15 protein-coding genes are annotated in these 14,589 nt (G+C 68.4%); 9 read left to right on the top strand and 6 right to left on the bottom strand.

Features of this window, described 5'->3' with window-relative positions:
- Positions 1–33: 33 nt before the first annotated feature.
- Positions 34–1,470, bottom strand: coding sequence for a cardiolipin synthase (gene cls / locus DN412_RS09940; protein ID WP_115014416.1), 1,437 nt, complete (start codon positions 1,468–1,470; stop codon positions 34–36).
- Positions 1,471–1,861: 391 nt separating this feature from the next.
- Between cls and DN412_RS09935 the strand changes: the two genes are divergently transcribed.
- Positions 1,862–2,617: a response regulator transcription factor gene (locus DN412_RS09935; protein ID WP_115014414.1), complete on the top strand. Its 756-nt coding sequence runs from the start codon at positions 1,862–1,864 to the stop codon at positions 2,615–2,617.
- A 168-nt stretch (positions 2,618–2,785) separates the two neighbouring features.
- Here the strand turns inward: DN412_RS09935 and DN412_RS09930 are convergent, their stop codons facing one another.
- A complete protein-coding gene (locus DN412_RS09930; RefSeq protein WP_115014412.1) occupies positions 2,786–4,627 on the bottom strand; it encodes an EAL domain-containing protein in 1,842 nt (613 codons plus the stop codon).
- A gap of 235 nt (positions 4,628–4,862) precedes the next feature.
- Here DN412_RS09930 and DN412_RS09925 point away from each other — a divergent pair, with 235 nt between their 5' ends.
- Together DN412_RS09925 and DN412_RS09920 are read left to right on the top strand one after the other, a co-directional pair.
- Entirely contained in the window at positions 4,863–6,479 is a 1,617-nt protein-coding gene (locus DN412_RS09925; protein ID WP_115014409.1) for a methyl-accepting chemotaxis protein, read from the top strand.
- A gap of 193 nt (positions 6,480–6,672) precedes the next feature.
- Positions 6,673–7,269, top strand: coding sequence for an HAD domain-containing protein (locus tag DN412_RS09920; protein WP_115014407.1), 597 nt, complete (start codon positions 6,673–6,675; stop codon positions 7,267–7,269).
- Between the two features lie 74 nt (positions 7,270–7,343).
- Here the strand turns inward: DN412_RS09920 and DN412_RS09915 are convergent, their stop codons facing one another.
- Positions 7,344–7,850: an MgtC/SapB family protein gene (locus DN412_RS09915; protein ID WP_115014405.1), complete on the bottom strand. Its 507-nt coding sequence runs from the start codon at positions 7,848–7,850 to the stop codon at positions 7,344–7,346.
- A gap of 132 nt (positions 7,851–7,982) precedes the next feature.
- On the opposite strand from DN412_RS09915, the gene DN412_RS09910 reads away from it, so the two are divergent.
- The gene (locus DN412_RS09910; protein ID WP_115014508.1) at positions 7,983–8,351 is read left to right on the top strand and encodes a 5-carboxymethyl-2-hydroxymuconate Delta-isomerase; all 369 of its coding nucleotides are present in this window, start codon (positions 7,983–7,985) and stop codon (positions 8,349–8,351) included.
- 235 nt (positions 8,352–8,586) lie between these two features.
- On the opposite strand, the gene DN412_RS09905 is transcribed toward DN412_RS09910, so the two are convergent.
- Both DN412_RS09905 and DN412_RS09900 read right to left on the bottom strand, forming a co-directional pair.
- On the bottom strand, positions 8,587–9,045 hold the full coding sequence (locus DN412_RS09905; protein ID WP_010809407.1) for an HU family DNA-binding protein: 459 nt from the start codon (positions 9,043–9,045) through the stop codon (positions 8,587–8,589).
- A gap of 291 nt (positions 9,046–9,336) precedes the next feature.
- On the bottom strand, positions 9,337–9,588 hold the full coding sequence (locus tag DN412_RS09900; RefSeq protein ID WP_115014403.1) for a hypothetical protein: 252 nt from the start codon (positions 9,586–9,588) through the stop codon (positions 9,337–9,339).
- Between the two features lie 109 nt (positions 9,589–9,697).
- Here DN412_RS09900 and DN412_RS09895 point away from each other — a divergent pair, with 109 nt between their 5' ends.
- The 3 genes from DN412_RS09895 to DN412_RS09885 are packed head-to-tail and all read left to right on the top strand — an operon-like array spanning position 9,698 to position 12,089.
- Entirely contained in the window at positions 9,698–10,057 is a 360-nt protein-coding gene (locus tag DN412_RS09895) for a PepSY domain-containing protein (RefSeq protein ID WP_115014402.1), read from the top strand.
- Between the two features lie 16 nt (positions 10,058–10,073).
- Positions 10,074–10,748 (top strand): response regulator transcription factor, encoded by a 675-nt coding sequence (locus tag DN412_RS09890; protein WP_115014401.1) that lies wholly within the window; start codon positions 10,074–10,076, stop codon positions 10,746–10,748.
- Complete coding sequence (locus tag DN412_RS09885) at positions 10,749–12,089, top strand: sensor histidine kinase (RefSeq protein ID WP_115014400.1); 1,341 nt, start codon at positions 10,749–10,751, stop codon at positions 12,087–12,089.
- Here the strand turns inward: DN412_RS09885 and DN412_RS09880 are convergent, their stop codons facing one another.
- Complete coding sequence (locus tag DN412_RS09880; protein ID WP_078200023.1) at positions 12,090–12,587, bottom strand: Mpo1 family 2-hydroxy fatty acid dioxygenase; 498 nt, start codon at positions 12,585–12,587, stop codon at positions 12,090–12,092.
- Positions 12,588–12,789: 202 nt separating this feature from the next.
- Here DN412_RS09880 and DN412_RS09875 point away from each other — a divergent pair, with 202 nt between their 5' ends.
- Positions 12,790–13,560: a Crp/Fnr family transcriptional regulator gene (locus tag DN412_RS09875; RefSeq protein ID WP_115014399.1), complete on the top strand. Its 771-nt coding sequence runs from the start codon at positions 12,790–12,792 to the stop codon at positions 13,558–13,560.
- Positions 13,561–13,587: 27 nt separating this feature from the next.
- On the top strand, positions 13,588–14,454 hold the full coding sequence (locus DN412_RS09870) for an arylamine N-acetyltransferase family protein (protein ID WP_115014398.1): 867 nt from the start codon (positions 13,588–13,590) through the stop codon (positions 14,452–14,454).
- The last annotated feature ends 135 nt before the right edge of the window (positions 14,455–14,589 follow it).

Below are 14,589 nucleotides of genomic sequence, written 5' to 3'. Positions count from 1 at the left end.
TGGAGACATTGCAGGACTGGGAAGGCCGCGCGCTCAGAGGATCGGCGCAAACAGCTTGGCGACGTGCATCGCCACGCGCAGCGGTGCCGGCGCGCTCAGGTACTCGTCCAGCCCGACATGGCGGGCCTGCGCGAAGTCGGCTTCGAGCATCTCCGCCACATCCGCGGCAAAGCCCTGGTCGGCGGTCATCACCATCAGCTCGAAGTTGAGCCGGAAGGAGCGGTTGTCCAGGTTGGCGGTACCCACGGCCGCGGCTTCGTCGTCGATCAGGATCACCTTCTGGTGCAGGAAGCCGGGCTGGTAGCGGTACAGCTTGATGCCGGCGGCCACGGCCTGGTACGCGTAGAGGGTCGAGGCGGCATAGACCACCAGGTGGTCGGGGCGCGCCGGAATCAGGATGCGCACATCCACGCCGCGCAGCACCGCCAGCCGCAGCACCGCGAACACCGCCTCGTCCGGCACGAAATACGGCGACGTGATCCACAGCCGGCGGCGCGCCGACTGGATGGCCTCGACAAAAAACAGCGAACAGGTTTCCTGCGAGTCCGCCGGTCCGGACGGCACCACCTGGCAGGTCATGCGCCCGCCTGCCGCGGGCGGCGGCATCAGCAAATGCGGCACTTCGCGGGCGGCCCAGTACCAGTCTTCGGCAAAGGCCATCTGCAAGTCCAGCACGGCGCTGCCGCGCAGTGCGATATGGGTGTCGCGCCACGGTGCCAGCGGCGGGCGCTGGCCCAGGTATTCGACGCCCACATTGTGGCCGCCGACAAAGGCCTCGCTGCCATCGACGATAACCAGCTTGCGGTGGTTGCGGAAATTAAGCTGGAACCGGTTGACAAAGCCGCGGTGGGTGGAGAACGCGCGCGCATCGACACCGGCATCGAGCAGCGTGCGCACATAGCGACGCGGCAATGCGTGGCAGCCGATGCGGTCGAACAGGAAATACACCTTGATGCCGGCTTGCGCGCGCTCGCACATCAGGGCCTGCAGGCGCTGGCCCAGCGCATCGTCATGCACGATGAAGAACTGCACGATCAGCACCTGGGTGGCGCGCGCCATTGCCGCGAAGATTGCCTCGAAGGTCTGCTCGCCGTTGATGAGCAGCCGCACATCGTTGTTGGCCAGGCAGGGCATGCCGGTCAGCCGCGGCAGCGCCCGCATGCACGCCTGCGCCGGCGCGTGGACCACGCAGGCGCTGCGGGCTTCGCGCTCGCGCGGGGTCATGCCATGGCGGATCTCGCGCAGCCGGTCGTCGTTGAAGCGGCGCGCATCGACATAGCCGGCGAAGGTGCTGCGCCCGAAGATCAGATAAGGCACCAGCGTGAAGTACGGCATCATCACCAGCGACCCCGCCCACGCGATCGCACCCGGCGCGGTGCGCACCGTCATGACGGCATGCAGGGCGGCCACCACGCCTACGGCGTGAAAGGCCAGCACGATGATGGCGATGACACTCGGACTCTGCAGCATCGGTTGGCTTGTGTCCCCTGACCCGGTCGCGATGCGCGCTATTTTGGCACACCGCGCTCCGGATGTTGACACCAGGGCGCGCGCAGTCTTCAGGACTGCCTTCTTTTTTAGCAGGCCGATGACATCACGGTACCAGGCCGCTGTCCGGCGACTGCCTGCTGTCTTTTCCACAGGAACTGTGGACAACTTTCCGTAGCGGCCGGGCTCGACGGCAGCCCTGACACGCCCCCTCCCCTCTACGACGCGCGCAAAACCAAAAAAAACGACAGACATTTCAGAAATGTCTGATTGTTTTGTCGACCACACCTTTTATACGCTTCTTGCCTGCGCCCTGCCTTGCTGCCAGCCGTCCATGTCACGGCTTTCATATCCCGTCCGTATTACGCCTTCGATGAATATTGCGCTACTCATGGGCAACTCGCCCCACCTTCGTACCGTGACCGAACTGCTGGACCAGACCGGCTATCGTTGCAACGTGTTTGAATCGGGCCGGGAGTTGATCCACGGCATCAGCCAGATGCCCTACGACATGCTGCTGATCGATGACGACCTGCCGGACCTGCCAGCCATCGATGTGGTCCGCGCGGTGCGCTGCGCGCGCTCGCGCGACGTGCCCATCATCCTGATGGCGGCGGACAACAGCGAAGACAACCTGGTCGCTGCGCTTGATGCCGGCGCCGACGACTACGTGTGCCGCCCGCTCAATGCGCGCGTGCTGATGGCGCGCATCACGGCGCTGCGCCGGCGTGTCACCGGCGAGCGCCTGCGCCAGGGCCTGGTGGTGCGGGCCGGCCCCTACCAGCTCAACAGCGTGGGCCGCTTTGCCACGCTGCACGGCGAACGCATCACGATGACACCAAAGGAGTTTGACCTGGCGATGATGCTGTTCTCCAACGTCGGGCGCGTGCTGGCCAGCGACCGCATCCAGCAGGCCATCTGGCGGCATGAGCTGCCGCCGCTGTCGCGGGCGCTGGCGGGCCTGATCTCGCGCTTGCGCAAGACGCTGCGGATCGGCATCGCGAACGGCATCGTCATCACCGTGGTCTACGCGCACGGCTACCGGCTCGATGTGCTGGAAGAAAGCGTTGCACCGCGGCTGCCCGGGGCAAGGCGCCGGGTCACCGGGCGCAAGCTGCCCGGCAACTGACGCGCGCTAGTTTCCTGTTCCGCAGATAACTTGCCAAAATGAAATCGTCCAGTTGGCCGTCAGGCTAGGCGCGAGGAGGCGCCATAGCCGTAGCTATGGCAACGACGAGCAACGCAGCATGGCGGCCAACTGGGCGATTTCATGGCAAGGTATTTGCGGAGCAGGACACTAGGCCGGCAGCGTCGCGGCGAGCGCCAGGAAATCGAGTACGGCCATGCCCGTCGGCGAACGCTTGGCTTCGCGCTTGGCCGCGGCCGCCGCGGCGCCGATATACTGGCTGCCCAGCCGCTGCAGGCCGGCCACCCCCTCGCCGCTTACGCACACCACGCCCACCGCCATCGACACCGGCGGAAAGAACACCGCCCGCCCGTGCCGGTCTTCGCCGTGCATGCCGCCAGCGGCACGGTCGGCCGGCGCATACATGGCGCGCGCGGCCTCGTTGAAGCGGTCGATCGCACCCCGCATGCGCTCTGACCAGTCACCGCTCTGGTACAGCACCAGGAAATCGTCGCCGCCCACATGGCCGAGAAAATCGCGGGCCGGGTCGCAGGCCTCGGCCAGGATCGCCGCCGCGCCCTTGAGCATCTCATCGCCCTTCCAGTAGCCGTACTTGTCGTTGAAAGGCTTGAAGTGGTTCAGGTCGACATAGCAGGCATGGAACTCGCTTGCGGCCTCGATCAGGCGCTCGATATGCTGGTTCAGCGGGATATTGCCCGGCAGGAACGTCAGCGGATTGGCATAGCGCGCCGCTTCCATGCGCACCTCGGTGATCGCCCGGATCAGGTCCGCACCGGTGCCCAGTCCGATGTGGCGGCCGTGGTCGGTGATCACGAAGCCATCCGCCAGCGACCGCGTATTCTCGCCCGACAGAATCTGCGCCATCTCCTCCAGGCTGGCGCGCTGGTCAAAGCATGCCGGCTCGCGGTTGGCCATCGCAATGCAGGCTTTCTTGCCATACAGCTCGCGATGAAACGGCGCTGCATAGCGGTCGATAAACGCCTGGCGGCCGATGATCGCCAGCGGCCGCCCTTCGTCATTGACCACGGCAACGGCTTGCAGCTCGGGCTGGTCCTGGAACGTGCGCAAGACCGCATCATTGCTGGTCGCGGGCGACACCGTCGGCGCGGGCCGCAACAGCCGCCCCGCGGTGATGCCCGACCAGCCGGAGCGCACCATCTGCGGAAACACGGCGATATGCTGCGATGCCAGTGCCTGGCGCACGTGCAGGTCCGCCTGCGCAGCGGGCTGCGCCACAGGCCGGCCCACGTAATAGCCTTGGGCGCCAGTCACGCCCAGGTCGCGGATCACGGCCAGCTCTTCCTCATCTTCGATGCCTTCGGCGATCACGCGTCCGCCAAAGGCACTCATCATGCGCAGCAGCCCGCGCAGGATCTCCAGCCGGCGCGAACAGGACGCGATGCCGCGCACCAGCGACTTGTCGATCTTGATGAAGTGCGGCGACAGGTGCGCCAGCAGGTCGAGGTTGGCGTGCCCGGTGCCGAAGTCATCCAGCGCGTACTGCATGCCGAGTTCGCGCAGCACCGACATCGCCACGCCAAAGCTGGCCGCGTCGCCGATCGGCGTCTGCTCGGTGACTTCGATCACCAGCCGCGACGGCGCGATGCCGGCTTCAACCAGCGCGGCCATCAGGCGCCCGCGGTCGGCCAGCAGGCGCCGCAATGTCAGCGGGCTGAAATTGAGGAAGAGCTTGCCGGGCAGGTCCAGGCTGCGCCACGCGGCCAGCGCGGTGCGCGCCGCATGGATCTCAAGCGCGATGGTTGCCGCGACACCCTGCGCGAGCCTGAACAACGCCTCCGGCGCCGCCCACGGCGAGCCCACCGGGCCGCGGATCAGGGCTTCGTAGCCCAGGATTTCGCCATTGTCCGCCTGCACGATCGGCTGGAACACCGCGTGCAACTGCGGGAGCCGCGCAAGCGCGAGCCCGGCCGGGGCCGCGGAGGCGCCGGGAGCAGGGTCGTGCGAAGGCGTGGCGGCAGGCAGGCCGTTCATGAAGGGCAATCCGGGGATGGGGTAAGGGGTGTGACGCGGCCCACATTTCATGACATGGATATGACGGCACGATGACAATCCATCTTTAACCATGTCACGCCGGCGTCACGTTGATGACCGACCATCCGTGCGCCGCAGCGACCACCCCGTACAGAGGGCAGCGTATGCGGCAAATCGGGTCAACCCCGGGCCGCGCGGGCTAGCGAAGCCAGCGCGCCCGTTTGGAGTCTTCTCCGTGTTGCAAGTCATCAAGACACGCCTGCCCGGCCGCAGCCGGGCAGTTGCCCCCGTGCGCCTGCTGTCACGGCTGGGCAGCCTGCCGCTGGTGGTGCGCCTGTGCGCTGCCTTTGCCCTGGTCTACCTGTTCGGCGCCGCGGTCGGCCTGACCGGGATCGCCAACCTGGTCTCGATCAAGGCGCGCACCGATACCCTGTATCAGCACGATATGCATGGCGCCATCTCGGCGGAGCGGGCGCAATCGGCACTGGCCGCGCTCGGGCGCGCCCAGCTGGCGCTGACCATGGCCACCAGCAGTACCGAGCGCGACGGCGCCGCTGACGAGATCTCAAGTGCCCTGGCGCAACTGGATGCGGCGCTGGCCGGCGTGCAACAGGCCGCGCCGGCACAGGCGGCGCCCCTGCTGCGCGAACGGCAGCGCACCAACGAACTGGTGCAGGCCTACCTGGCATTGCTGCGCAAGCAGCCGCTCGATCCGCTGCAGTTCGACAGCGCGGTCTCGGTCGACGGCCACTTCGTTACCGAACAGCTGAAGGCGCTCAGCCACCAGGTGGAAGCCGTGCGCCGCCAGCAGGAGCAGCAGGCCGCCGCCACCGTGGCCAGCGTGGCGGCCAGCCAGTTGCGCGCACAGGCATGGATGGCCGCGCTGCTCGGCGCCAGCCTGCTGGCCGCCGCCGCGCTGGCGTGGATCGCGGCGCGCAGCCTGCGTGCCGAACTGGGCGGCGAGCCGCGCCACGCCGCCGACATTGCCCGCCGCATTGCCGAGGGCGACCTGACCGCCACCATCGCGCTGCGCCCGTCGGACCGCAGCAGCATGTTGCACCATGTGGCCAGCATGCGCGACCAGCTTGCTGGCGTGCTCGCGCGCATCCAGGCCAGCGCACAGGAGATCACCGCGGCCAGCCAGCAGATTGCCGAAGACAATCATGCCCTGTCGTCGCGCACGCAGCAGCAGGCCCGCGCGCTGGATGCCACCACGGGCAGCATGCAGGCACTGGCCGCGCGCGTGGCCGATGCGCATGCGCAAGCCACGGAGTCGAGCGAGATGGCCAGCCAGGCGCGCGTCGCCACCGATGACGGCGCAGCCGTGGTGCGCCAGATGCGCGGCGCGATGGATGCCCTGCATGGGCACTCGCGCCATATCGCCGAGATCGTCGGCGTGATCGAAAGCATCGCCTTCCAGACCAATATCCTCGCGCTGAATGCCGCCGTGGAAGCCGCCCGCGCCGGCCCGGCGGGCCGCGGCTTTGCCGTGGTGGCGCAGGAAGTGCGCGCGCTGGCGCAGCGCAGCGCCGACGCCGCGCGGGAGATCGGCGGCATCGTAGGCACCGCCACGCATGAGATCCAGCAAGGCGCCCGCCTGAGCGCCGGCGTGGTCGCGGCGATGGACCGGATCGCCGCCACCGTCGGCCACAGCCATGCGCTGGCCGAGGCCTTGCGCACGCTGGCTGACGAACAGGCCGACAGCGTGCAGGCCGCGGGGCAGTCGGTGTCGCAGCTGCGGCAGACGGCGCAGCAGAACGCGGCGCTGGTGGACGAACTGGCCGGCCAGGCAGCGCGGCTGGACCAGCAGGCGGCCGCCCTGGCCGATGACGTGGTGCGCTTCCGCTTCTAGCGTGACTGAGTCGGGATGGCAGCCAAGATGTGTCGGGTCGAAACACTTGTCATGGCGGCGTAACCGGCATTTACGTCTTCCGCGACAAAGTTACAGATATGTTGCAACTGAACCGGCGCTGGTTACGTGTCAGCCAGGCTGCGGCGAGTAATCTTGCTTCACACCAACTGAACTGGCACCCGCACAGGAAACCATGGCTGAACGACTGATCATGCTGGACGTACCCGGCGTCCTGTACTCCGACCGCTCCCGCGCCCGCCTCGGCGGCATTCCGGATTCGGGCACGGCGCGCGACGTCAGGTTCTTCGACCCGGTCGCGCTTGGGTTCGTGCGCCGGCTGTTCGGCGTGGCCGGCGCCCGCGTAGTGGTGTCCGATGCCTGGCGCCGCGGCACGCCGGCGGCAATCCTGCAGCAGCTGGACCTGCAGGTCGAAGCCATGACGCCGCCGGTCGAAGGCGGTCACGGCGCTGAGATAGAAGCCTATTTCGCGCAAGGTGCCAGGCCGGTCCACTACGTGATCCTGTCCTGCACCGCGCCTGAGTCGATGCCCGAGGCGCTGCGCGAGCACCTGGTCACGGTCGACCCGGCCGCCGGCCTGACCCTCGAGAACTTCCAGCAGGCGCTGGACATCCTGGGCGTGGCCTGCCCGTCCACGGTCATGCCTGCGCCCAAGCTGGATGCCGGGCTGAAGGCCAAGCTGGCGCAATTGCAGCAGCTGGCACGGGAGAATCCCGCCCGCTTCGACAGCACGCTGGCGCCGGCACGTGAGCTGGCCGCCGTACACGCCTGACCTGGCGCTGCAACGGATCCCAACGGGGCGCCACCAGGCGCCCCGTTTGCTTTGGGTCCGGGCTGCCCCGCGCGCTATTGCACCTGGCCGTTATCGGACCCGTTCCCGTCGGGCCGGTGCGGCTCCCCGTGGTGTTTGCCACCATTGTTACCTTCCAGGAACCGGTGCAGTGTCACCTCGAAACGCCCGCCGACCCACAGCAGCGCCATGCCCAGCACCAGCGCGGTACCCGTGACCATGTAGTAGCCGGCACCGGAAGCAGCACCCAGCACCGCGGCAAGCCAGATTGCCGCCGCCGTGGTCAGCCCCTGCGGACGCTCCCGCACGCCATGCCGCGCAATCACGCCCACGCCCAGGAAACCAACGCCGGTCAGCACCCCCTGCAGCACCCGCGACAGCGCATCCGGCGGATGCCCGCCCAGCGTCACCAGGCACGCCGCAGTGGCGGCGCCAAGCGACACCAGCCCGAGCGTGCGCATGCCGGCTGCCTTGCCGCGCAAGTTGCGGTCCAGGCCGATCAGGGCGCCGGCCAGAAGCCCGGCAAGCAGGCGCAGGACGAGATCAAGGCTGAATGTTTCCATGGTGTTTTTGACGGGGCAGGCGCGACCGCGCAACTCAGGACGCAGCTTACCTCAGCGCGCGGATCCCGTATCATGCTCGCTTTCGCCGGCCATCAGCCGGAGCTTTTGCAGGACCTTTGCCAGGACGCCGCCATGCCCCACCTCGTCATCGAACTCACCGAAAACACCCGCCTGAACTGCTCGCCGGACGAACTGCTCGATGAAGCGAATGCGGCGCTGCTGGCGTCGGGGCAATTCCAGGAGGCGGACATCAAATCACGCTGCGTCACGCTGTCGACCTACCGCCAGGGCGTGGATGCGGTGGAGCGGGCTTTCGTCCACGCGCGCCTGTCGATCCTGGACGGCCGCGATACCGCCGTGCGCCAGGCGCTGGCGCAGGCAGTCTGCGACGTGATCGCCGAAGCGGTGCGCACCGGTGCCGACGGCGGCCGGAACGTGCAGGTGTCGGTGGAGGTCTGCGAGATGGCGCGGGCGACGTATGCCAAGCAGGTGGTCGGCTGAACGTCGCGCGCAAGTAAAAAACCCGCGGCCATCGCGGCCGCGGGCGGAAGCTTCCGGAAAGCTCCGGAAGCCCTGTCATGGGGAGCGCCCCCGCACCCATGACGTTATGGATTCTAGGTGGGGGACATTGCCGCGGATTTGACCTGGATTAAGCCTTGCAGCGATTGGCGCTCCGACGGGCATAAAAAAAGGAGCCGGCAGTGGCTCCTTTTTCGTCAGGACAGCGTGGCGCAGATCAGGCTGCAGCGTCCTTCAGCTTCTTCAGCGGACGGACCTTGACCTTGACGCTGGCCGGCTTGGCCGGGAACCAACGCTCTTCACCGGTGAACGGGTCCTTGCCGAAGCGCTTCTTCTTGGCCGGCACTTGCTGCGCCGTGACCTTCAGCAGGCCGGGCAGCGTGAACTCGCCAGCGCCCTTCTTGTTCAGCGCGCCGATGATGGTGGTTTCCAGGTGGGCCAGCACCGTCTTCACGGCCTTGGCTTCCAGTTGGGTCTGGGCTACCAGGTGAGCGACCAGGCTCGACTTGTTGAAGGTGTCCTTCAGCGGGCGCGCAACGGGCGCAGCGGCGGGAGCAGCCTTCTTGGCCGGCGTGGCCTTCTTGGCGGCAGCCTTCACGGGTGCCTTGGTTGCCGCAGCCTTCTTGGCAGCGGGCTTGGTTGCAGTCTTCGCGGTCGGTTTCGCTTTGGTCGCCATATCTATTTTCGTAAGTTGAACAGATGGGTGCCGGCAGGTGTTTTGCATTGCTTGTCAGCGTTGCGCAATCGCCTTGTCGACGCCCACTGAATCATAGCGGAAAGAACCGTAAGTCAAGGGGTTTTCGTGCATGCGAAACGCAAAACCTCGTAAAAACCCGGGGTTTTGTCGCGGCTTTGCCTCAGTGAAAACGCGAAAACGGCCTACGTACCCCCGTTTTGGCGTTCGCGGCAGCCTCGTCAGGCGTCGGCGCGCAACCTTCTGGACGTGCCCGGGCACTACCGTTCGCGCTCATTCGCCAGTGCAGACCGCCAGCAGCGCACCGGCGACGAGCGTGCCGAGCGCGATCATCGCCAGCCCCGCATCGGCATGCCGCCATGCGTGCCAGGACGCTGGCCAGCCGGCCTGCATGCCGAACACGCTCGCCACGCTCAGCAGCGCTACCGGTATCCCGGCAGCCAGCGCCAGCCGCCGCCGGCGTGCAGGTTTTGCAACGGCATGCGGCGAGGACGGATGCCTGACGGGTGGTTGTGCGGATGGCATGGCGAAACTCCTTGGCTGGGATGGCGGCCATTGTCCGCGCCGGCAACTGAACGCACCCTGAGCATTCCGTTCAGCCCGCATTCAGGTTTTTTGCTGCAAACTTCAGGCCATGAGGTCTTATTTCGAGGCACTTCCGTGTCCACGCGCGCTGGCAGCCACCGCGCTGCTGGCGCTGCTGGCGCTGACATCGGCACCGGCCGCGCATGCCGACAAGGACGCCGACCGCGCCCGCGCCGCCGTGCAGTCGGGCGAAATCCTGCCCCTGTCGCGCATCCTAGAGACCGTGTCGAGCCAGTACGCGGGCGACGTGATCGGCGTGGAACTGGATCGCGACGACGGCATCTGGCAGTACGAGGTCAAGCTGCTGCTGCCCGGCGGATCGGTGGCCAAGCTGAAATACGATGCGCGTACCGCCGCCCTGCTCAAGGCCAAGGGCCGCGGGCTGGACGACGCCCGCCGCAAACCCTGACCGACCGGAGACACCGATGCGCATCTTGCTGGTCGAAGACGAATCCGCCCTCGCCGCGCAGATCCGCGCGAGCCTGGCTGACGCCGGCTATGCCGTCGACACCGCGGCGGACGGACTGGACGGCTGGCACCTGGGCGCGGAGGGGCCCTACGACGCGGTCATCCTGGACCTGGGCCTGCCGCGGCTGGACGGGCTTTCGGTGCTGCGCCGCTGGCGCGCCGCGCAGGTGAACGCGCCGGTGCTGATCCTGACCGCGCGCGACAGCTGGACCGAGAAGGTCGAGGGCATCGATGCCGGCGCCGACGACTACCTGGCCAAGCCCTTCCGCATGGAAGAGCTGCTGGCGCGCATCCGCGCGCTGATCCGGCGCGCGCACGGCATGCCGGCCCCAGAACTGCAATGCGGCCCGGTGCGGATGAATCCGCGCGCGGGCACGGTCACCGTGGACGGCGCGCCGGTGGTGCTGACCGCGCATGAATTCCGCGTGCTGGACTACCTGATGCACCATCCCGGCGCGATCGTCAGCAAGACCGCGCTGACCGAGCATATCTACGCCCAGGACTTCGACCGTGACAGCAACACCATCGAAGTCTTTGTCGGCCGCCTGCGCCGCAAGCTCGGCGTGGACGTGATCGAAACCGTGCGCGGCCAGGGCTATCGGCTGCGCCCGCCGCCGGACGCCCAGCCCTAGATGCCCGCGCGCCTGCGCCGTTCCCTTGCGCTGCGCCTGCTGGCAGTGGCGGCGATCTGGCTGGCCGCCGCGCTTGGCGTCAGCGGCTGGCTGCTGTCGACCTTGTTCGAGCGCCACGTCAACAACACCTATGTGCGCCAGCTCGACCACCAGCTGGCAAGCCTGGCCGCGGCCCTGGACTGGAGTGCCGACGGCAAGCTTGTCCTCACCCGAAGCCCCGCCGATCCCCGCTACGAACTGCCCTATTCCGGCGCCTACTGGCAAGCGCGCGCACCCGGCGCGCTGCTGCGCTCGCGCTCGCTGTGGGATACGGAAATGCCGGCGACGGTGGAACGCCGCCTTGCCGGCGCCCAGGCCGACGTGCGCCCGGGCCCCAGCCACCAGTCGCTGCTGGTGGTGTCGCGGCAGCTGGTGCTGCCGTCCGCCGATACGCCGGTGGAGATCTCGGTGGCGCTGGACCGCACCGAGCTGCGCGCCGCGCGCCGCAGCTTCAACCAGACGCTGGCGTGGTCGCTGACGGCGCTCGGGCTGGGCCTGATGCTGGCCGTGGCGGCACAGGTGCAATTTGGCCTGGCGCCGCTGGCGCGGCTGCGGCGCGCGCTGGGCGCGATGCAGGCGCGGCGCGAAGCCCGGCTGGGCGGCGACTGGCCTACGGAAGTCGAACCCCTGGTGACCGAGATCAACGCCCTGCTGGCGCGCAATACGCAGGCGCTGGAGCGTTCGCGCCGGCAGGCCGCCGACCTGGCCCATGCGGTCAAGACGCCGCTGGCAGTACTGGCTAACGAGGCCGCGGCGCTGCCGGGTGCCGCGGCGCAGGCGGTATCGGCCCAGGTCGAAGCCATGCGCCGGCAGGTGGACCGGCACCTCGCGCGTGCCCGTGCCGCCGGCGCTGCAGCCGCGCGCGGCCAGCGTATAGACGCCGCCCCCGCGGTGCGGGCGCTGACGCGCGCACTGGGGCGGCTGCACAGTGAACGGGCGCTGGATCTGACGGTCGACGGCGCCGGGCATTTCGCCGGCGACCGGCAAGACCTGATCGAAATGCTCGGCAACCTGCTCGACAACGCCTGCCAGTGGGCGCGCACGCGCGTGCGCGTCACGCTGCGGGAGACGGATGGTGAGCTGGAAATCCTGGTCGAGGACGACGGCACTGGCATGCCGCCCGAGGCGCAGGCGCTGGCCACTGCCCGCTTTGGCCGGCTCGACGAGGCCGCCGCCGGCAGCGGCCTGGGCCTGGCCATCGTGACGGAAATCGCCGCGATGTATGACGGCAGCCTGGTGCTGGCATCCAGCCCGCTGGGCGGCCTGGCGGCCCGGCTGCGGCTGCCGGCGGTACTGCCCTGATCAGTCCGCGCGGGCGGCCATCGCATCGCGCGTGTCGCGCGCCAGACCCAGCGCAAAGGCGGTTTCAGCCACCAGGAACAGCGGGCCGATCAGCAGGCCGACCAGATCGTCGACGAACGCCGGCTTGCGCCCTTCGTAATAGTGGCCGATGAACTGGATCACCCACCCCACCACGAACAGCCCGACGCCGATGGCCAGCCACCAGGCAGTCGGCATCGCCGCGATGTGCGAGCCGGCGTAGAGAAAGAACGCCAGGATCGCCGCCATCGCCACCCCGAAGCCAAGCGACAGGCGCAGGTAGAACAGGCACGACAGGATGTACAACAGCATTGCCGGCGTCAGGTAGCCTGAACCGTCGCCTAGCGCCATCGCCGGGCGCGCCAGCAGCGTCGTCACCGCCAGCACGATCATCGGGATGCCGATGAAATGCGTAAGGACGTTGCGCGGGTCGCGATGATAGGCGGCGTAGTTGGCCAGGTGTTCGATCAGGGTTTTCACGGGGACGTCTCCTTGTCTGCGCAGGCGTGCGCGCGCGGCGCCGCAGGGCTGTCGCCTGCTGCTGCGCGGCTGGCGCGAGGTGGATTTATAGTAGTGGGCGCGCACCGGCCGGTCTGTCAGGTTTTTGACAGTCCGCCGGGCGCCGCGTGCCATCGTGTGCCCTTGCTGATACGCGGCACCGCACAGGTAAAAGGAGACCGGCATGGGAGTGGCGAGCCCGCCTGAACGACACCACCGACCCCCACGCCCCCAACCGCAACCCGCGGGCGCGGTACCCGGCACCAGGTCGCCAGTTGAAGACCCGCTCGCCGCGGTGCGCGCCGGGGCCTGGTTCAGCCAGTTGCCGCCGGCCCTGCGCCAGGCGCTGCTCGATGACGGCAGCATCCGCCGGCTGGTTGCCGGCGAGACCTTGTTTGCCCGCGGCGACCGTTTCGACGGCCTGTTTTGTGTCGCCAGCGGCACCATGCAGATCCACGCCAGCGGTGAATCGGGCAAGGCAGCGTTGCTGGGCCTGCTGGAGCCCGGCACCTGGTTCGGCGAGATCTGCCTGTTCGACGGCCTGCCGCGCACCCATGACGCGCGCGCGGTCAGCGCCACCGTGCTGTGGCACGTGCCGCGCGCCAGCCTGGAGCGGCGCCTTGTGCAGCAGCCGGCGTGGTGGCAGGCCTTCGGGCAATTGCTGGCGGCCAAGACGCGCCAGGCCTTCAACTATGTCGAGGAAGCGCAGCTGCTGCCGCCGCCGGCCCGCATCGCCCGGCGCCTGGCCGCGATCGCCCGTGGCTATGGCAACCTGCCTCAGGCCCAGGCCACGCAGCGCGTGCGCATCCCGCAGGAGCAGCTGGCGCAGATGCTGGGCCTGTCGCGCCAGACCGTGAACCACGCGCTGCGCGAACTGGAAACGCGCGGCCTGCTGCGGCTGGAATATGGCGGCATCGAACTGCTCGACCTGTCCGCGCTGGAAACGCTCAACTGAACGCATCGCACCGGAGTCCCGCACACCATGACTACCCTCGACGCAGCGCAACTGGACGCCTGGCTGGCGCGCCTTGGCATCGCTGCCCCGCCCTCGCCCACGCTGGAGGCGCTGGACGCCGTGCTGGACGCGCACCTGGCCAGCATTCCGTTCGAGAACGTCGATCCGCTGCTGCGCCGCCCGGTGCGGATCGAACTGGACGCGGTGTTCGACAAGCTGGTGACCCGCCGGCGCGGCGGCTACTGCTTTGAACTCAATACCCTGCTGGCGGCCGGGCTGGGCGCGCTCGGCTACGCGGTGACGCCGCTGGCCGCGCGCGTACGCTGGGGCGTGCCCGATGACGTCCCGACCGTGACCTCGCACATGCTGCTGCGCGTGGAAGTGGCGCACCGCAGCTACCTGGCCGATGTCGGCTTCGGCGGCCCCACGCCGTTCCGGGCCATGCCGCTGTCCGAGCCTGCCGATGACGGCTTGCCGTACCGGCTGGCGCCTTCGCCGGCGCAGGCGGGCGCCACCGCGTTCCACAGCTACGACCTGGAGGTGCGCGGCGATGCCGGCTGGATCAAGGTCTACCGCTTCGACCTGACGCCCCAGCCGTGGATCGATTTCGTGCCGCGCAACTGGTATGTGTCGACGCACCCGGACAGCATCTTCCTGCAGCAGCTGATGGCCGCGCGCACCGACGGCGGCACGCGGGTGACGCTGGCCAACGGCGAGCTGGCCGAGCGCGCGCCGGACGGCAGCGTGCGGCACACGCAGCTGGCGTCCGCCGAGGCCGTCGTGCAAGTCTTGTCCGACCGCTTCGGCCTGCTGCTCGACGACGACCTGCGGCGCGGCCTGATGAATGCCCTGCCTCCGCTGCTGACTTCCGCCACGCCGTCCACCGGCAACTGAGCCGGGCTATTCCGCGCTGCAGCATGCGTTCCATGCACGGCGCGCATTGCCCGCAGAAAGAATGCTGATATGACCTGTCCACGGCACCCGGCGCCGTGGACTTGGGCACTGGCGCCCCACCATAATGTCCTGGCG

Origin of the sequence: Cupriavidus lacunae (genome assembly GCF_003353055.1) — a bacterium.
GTDB lineage: Bacteria > Pseudomonadota > Gammaproteobacteria > Burkholderiales > Burkholderiaceae > Cupriavidus > Cupriavidus lacunae.
This window is presented reverse-complemented; position numbering and strand designations above follow the sequence as displayed.

What these genes read in the sequence shown, in the direction of transcription:
- cls (WP_115014416.1), bottom strand. Translation starts at nt 1,470, where the DNA reads ATGCTGCAGAGTCCGAGTGTCATCGCCATCATCGTGCTGGCCTTTCAC.
- DN412_RS09935 (WP_115014414.1), top strand. Translation starts at nt 1,862, where the DNA reads ATGAATATTGCGCTACTCATGGGCAACTCGCCCCACCTTCGTACCGTG.
- DN412_RS09930 (WP_115014412.1), bottom strand. Translation starts at nt 4,627, where the DNA reads ATGAACGGCCTGCCTGCCGCCACGCCTTCGCACGACCCTGCTCCCGGC.
- DN412_RS09920 (WP_115014407.1), top strand. Translation starts at nt 6,673, where the DNA reads ATGGCTGAACGACTGATCATGCTGGACGTACCCGGCGTCCTGTACTCC.
- DN412_RS09915 (WP_115014405.1), bottom strand. Translation starts at nt 7,850, where the DNA reads ATGGAAACATTCAGCCTTGATCTCGTCCTGCGCCTGCTTGCCGGGCTT.
- DN412_RS09910 (WP_115014508.1), top strand. Translation starts at nt 7,983, where the DNA reads ATGCCCCACCTCGTCATCGAACTCACCGAAAACACCCGCCTGAACTGC.
- DN412_RS09905 (WP_010809407.1), bottom strand. Translation starts at nt 9,045, where the DNA reads ATGGCGACCAAAGCGAAACCGACCGCGAAGACTGCAACCAAGCCCGCT.
- DN412_RS09900 (WP_115014403.1), bottom strand. Translation starts at nt 9,588, where the DNA reads ATGCCATCCGCACAACCACCCGTCAGGCATCCGTCCTCGCCGCATGCC.
- DN412_RS09895 (WP_115014402.1), top strand. Translation starts at nt 9,698, where the DNA reads ATGAGGTCTTATTTCGAGGCACTTCCGTGTCCACGCGCGCTGGCAGCC.
- DN412_RS09890 (WP_115014401.1), top strand. Translation starts at nt 10,074, where the DNA reads ATGCGCATCTTGCTGGTCGAAGACGAATCCGCCCTCGCCGCGCAGATC.
- DN412_RS09885 (WP_115014400.1), top strand. Translation starts at nt 10,749, where the DNA reads ATGCCCGCGCGCCTGCGCCGTTCCCTTGCGCTGCGCCTGCTGGCAGTG.
- DN412_RS09875 (WP_115014399.1), top strand. Translation starts at nt 12,790, where the DNA reads ATGGGAGTGGCGAGCCCGCCTGAACGACACCACCGACCCCCACGCCCC.
- DN412_RS09870 (WP_115014398.1), top strand. Translation starts at nt 13,588, where the DNA reads ATGACTACCCTCGACGCAGCGCAACTGGACGCCTGGCTGGCGCGCCTT.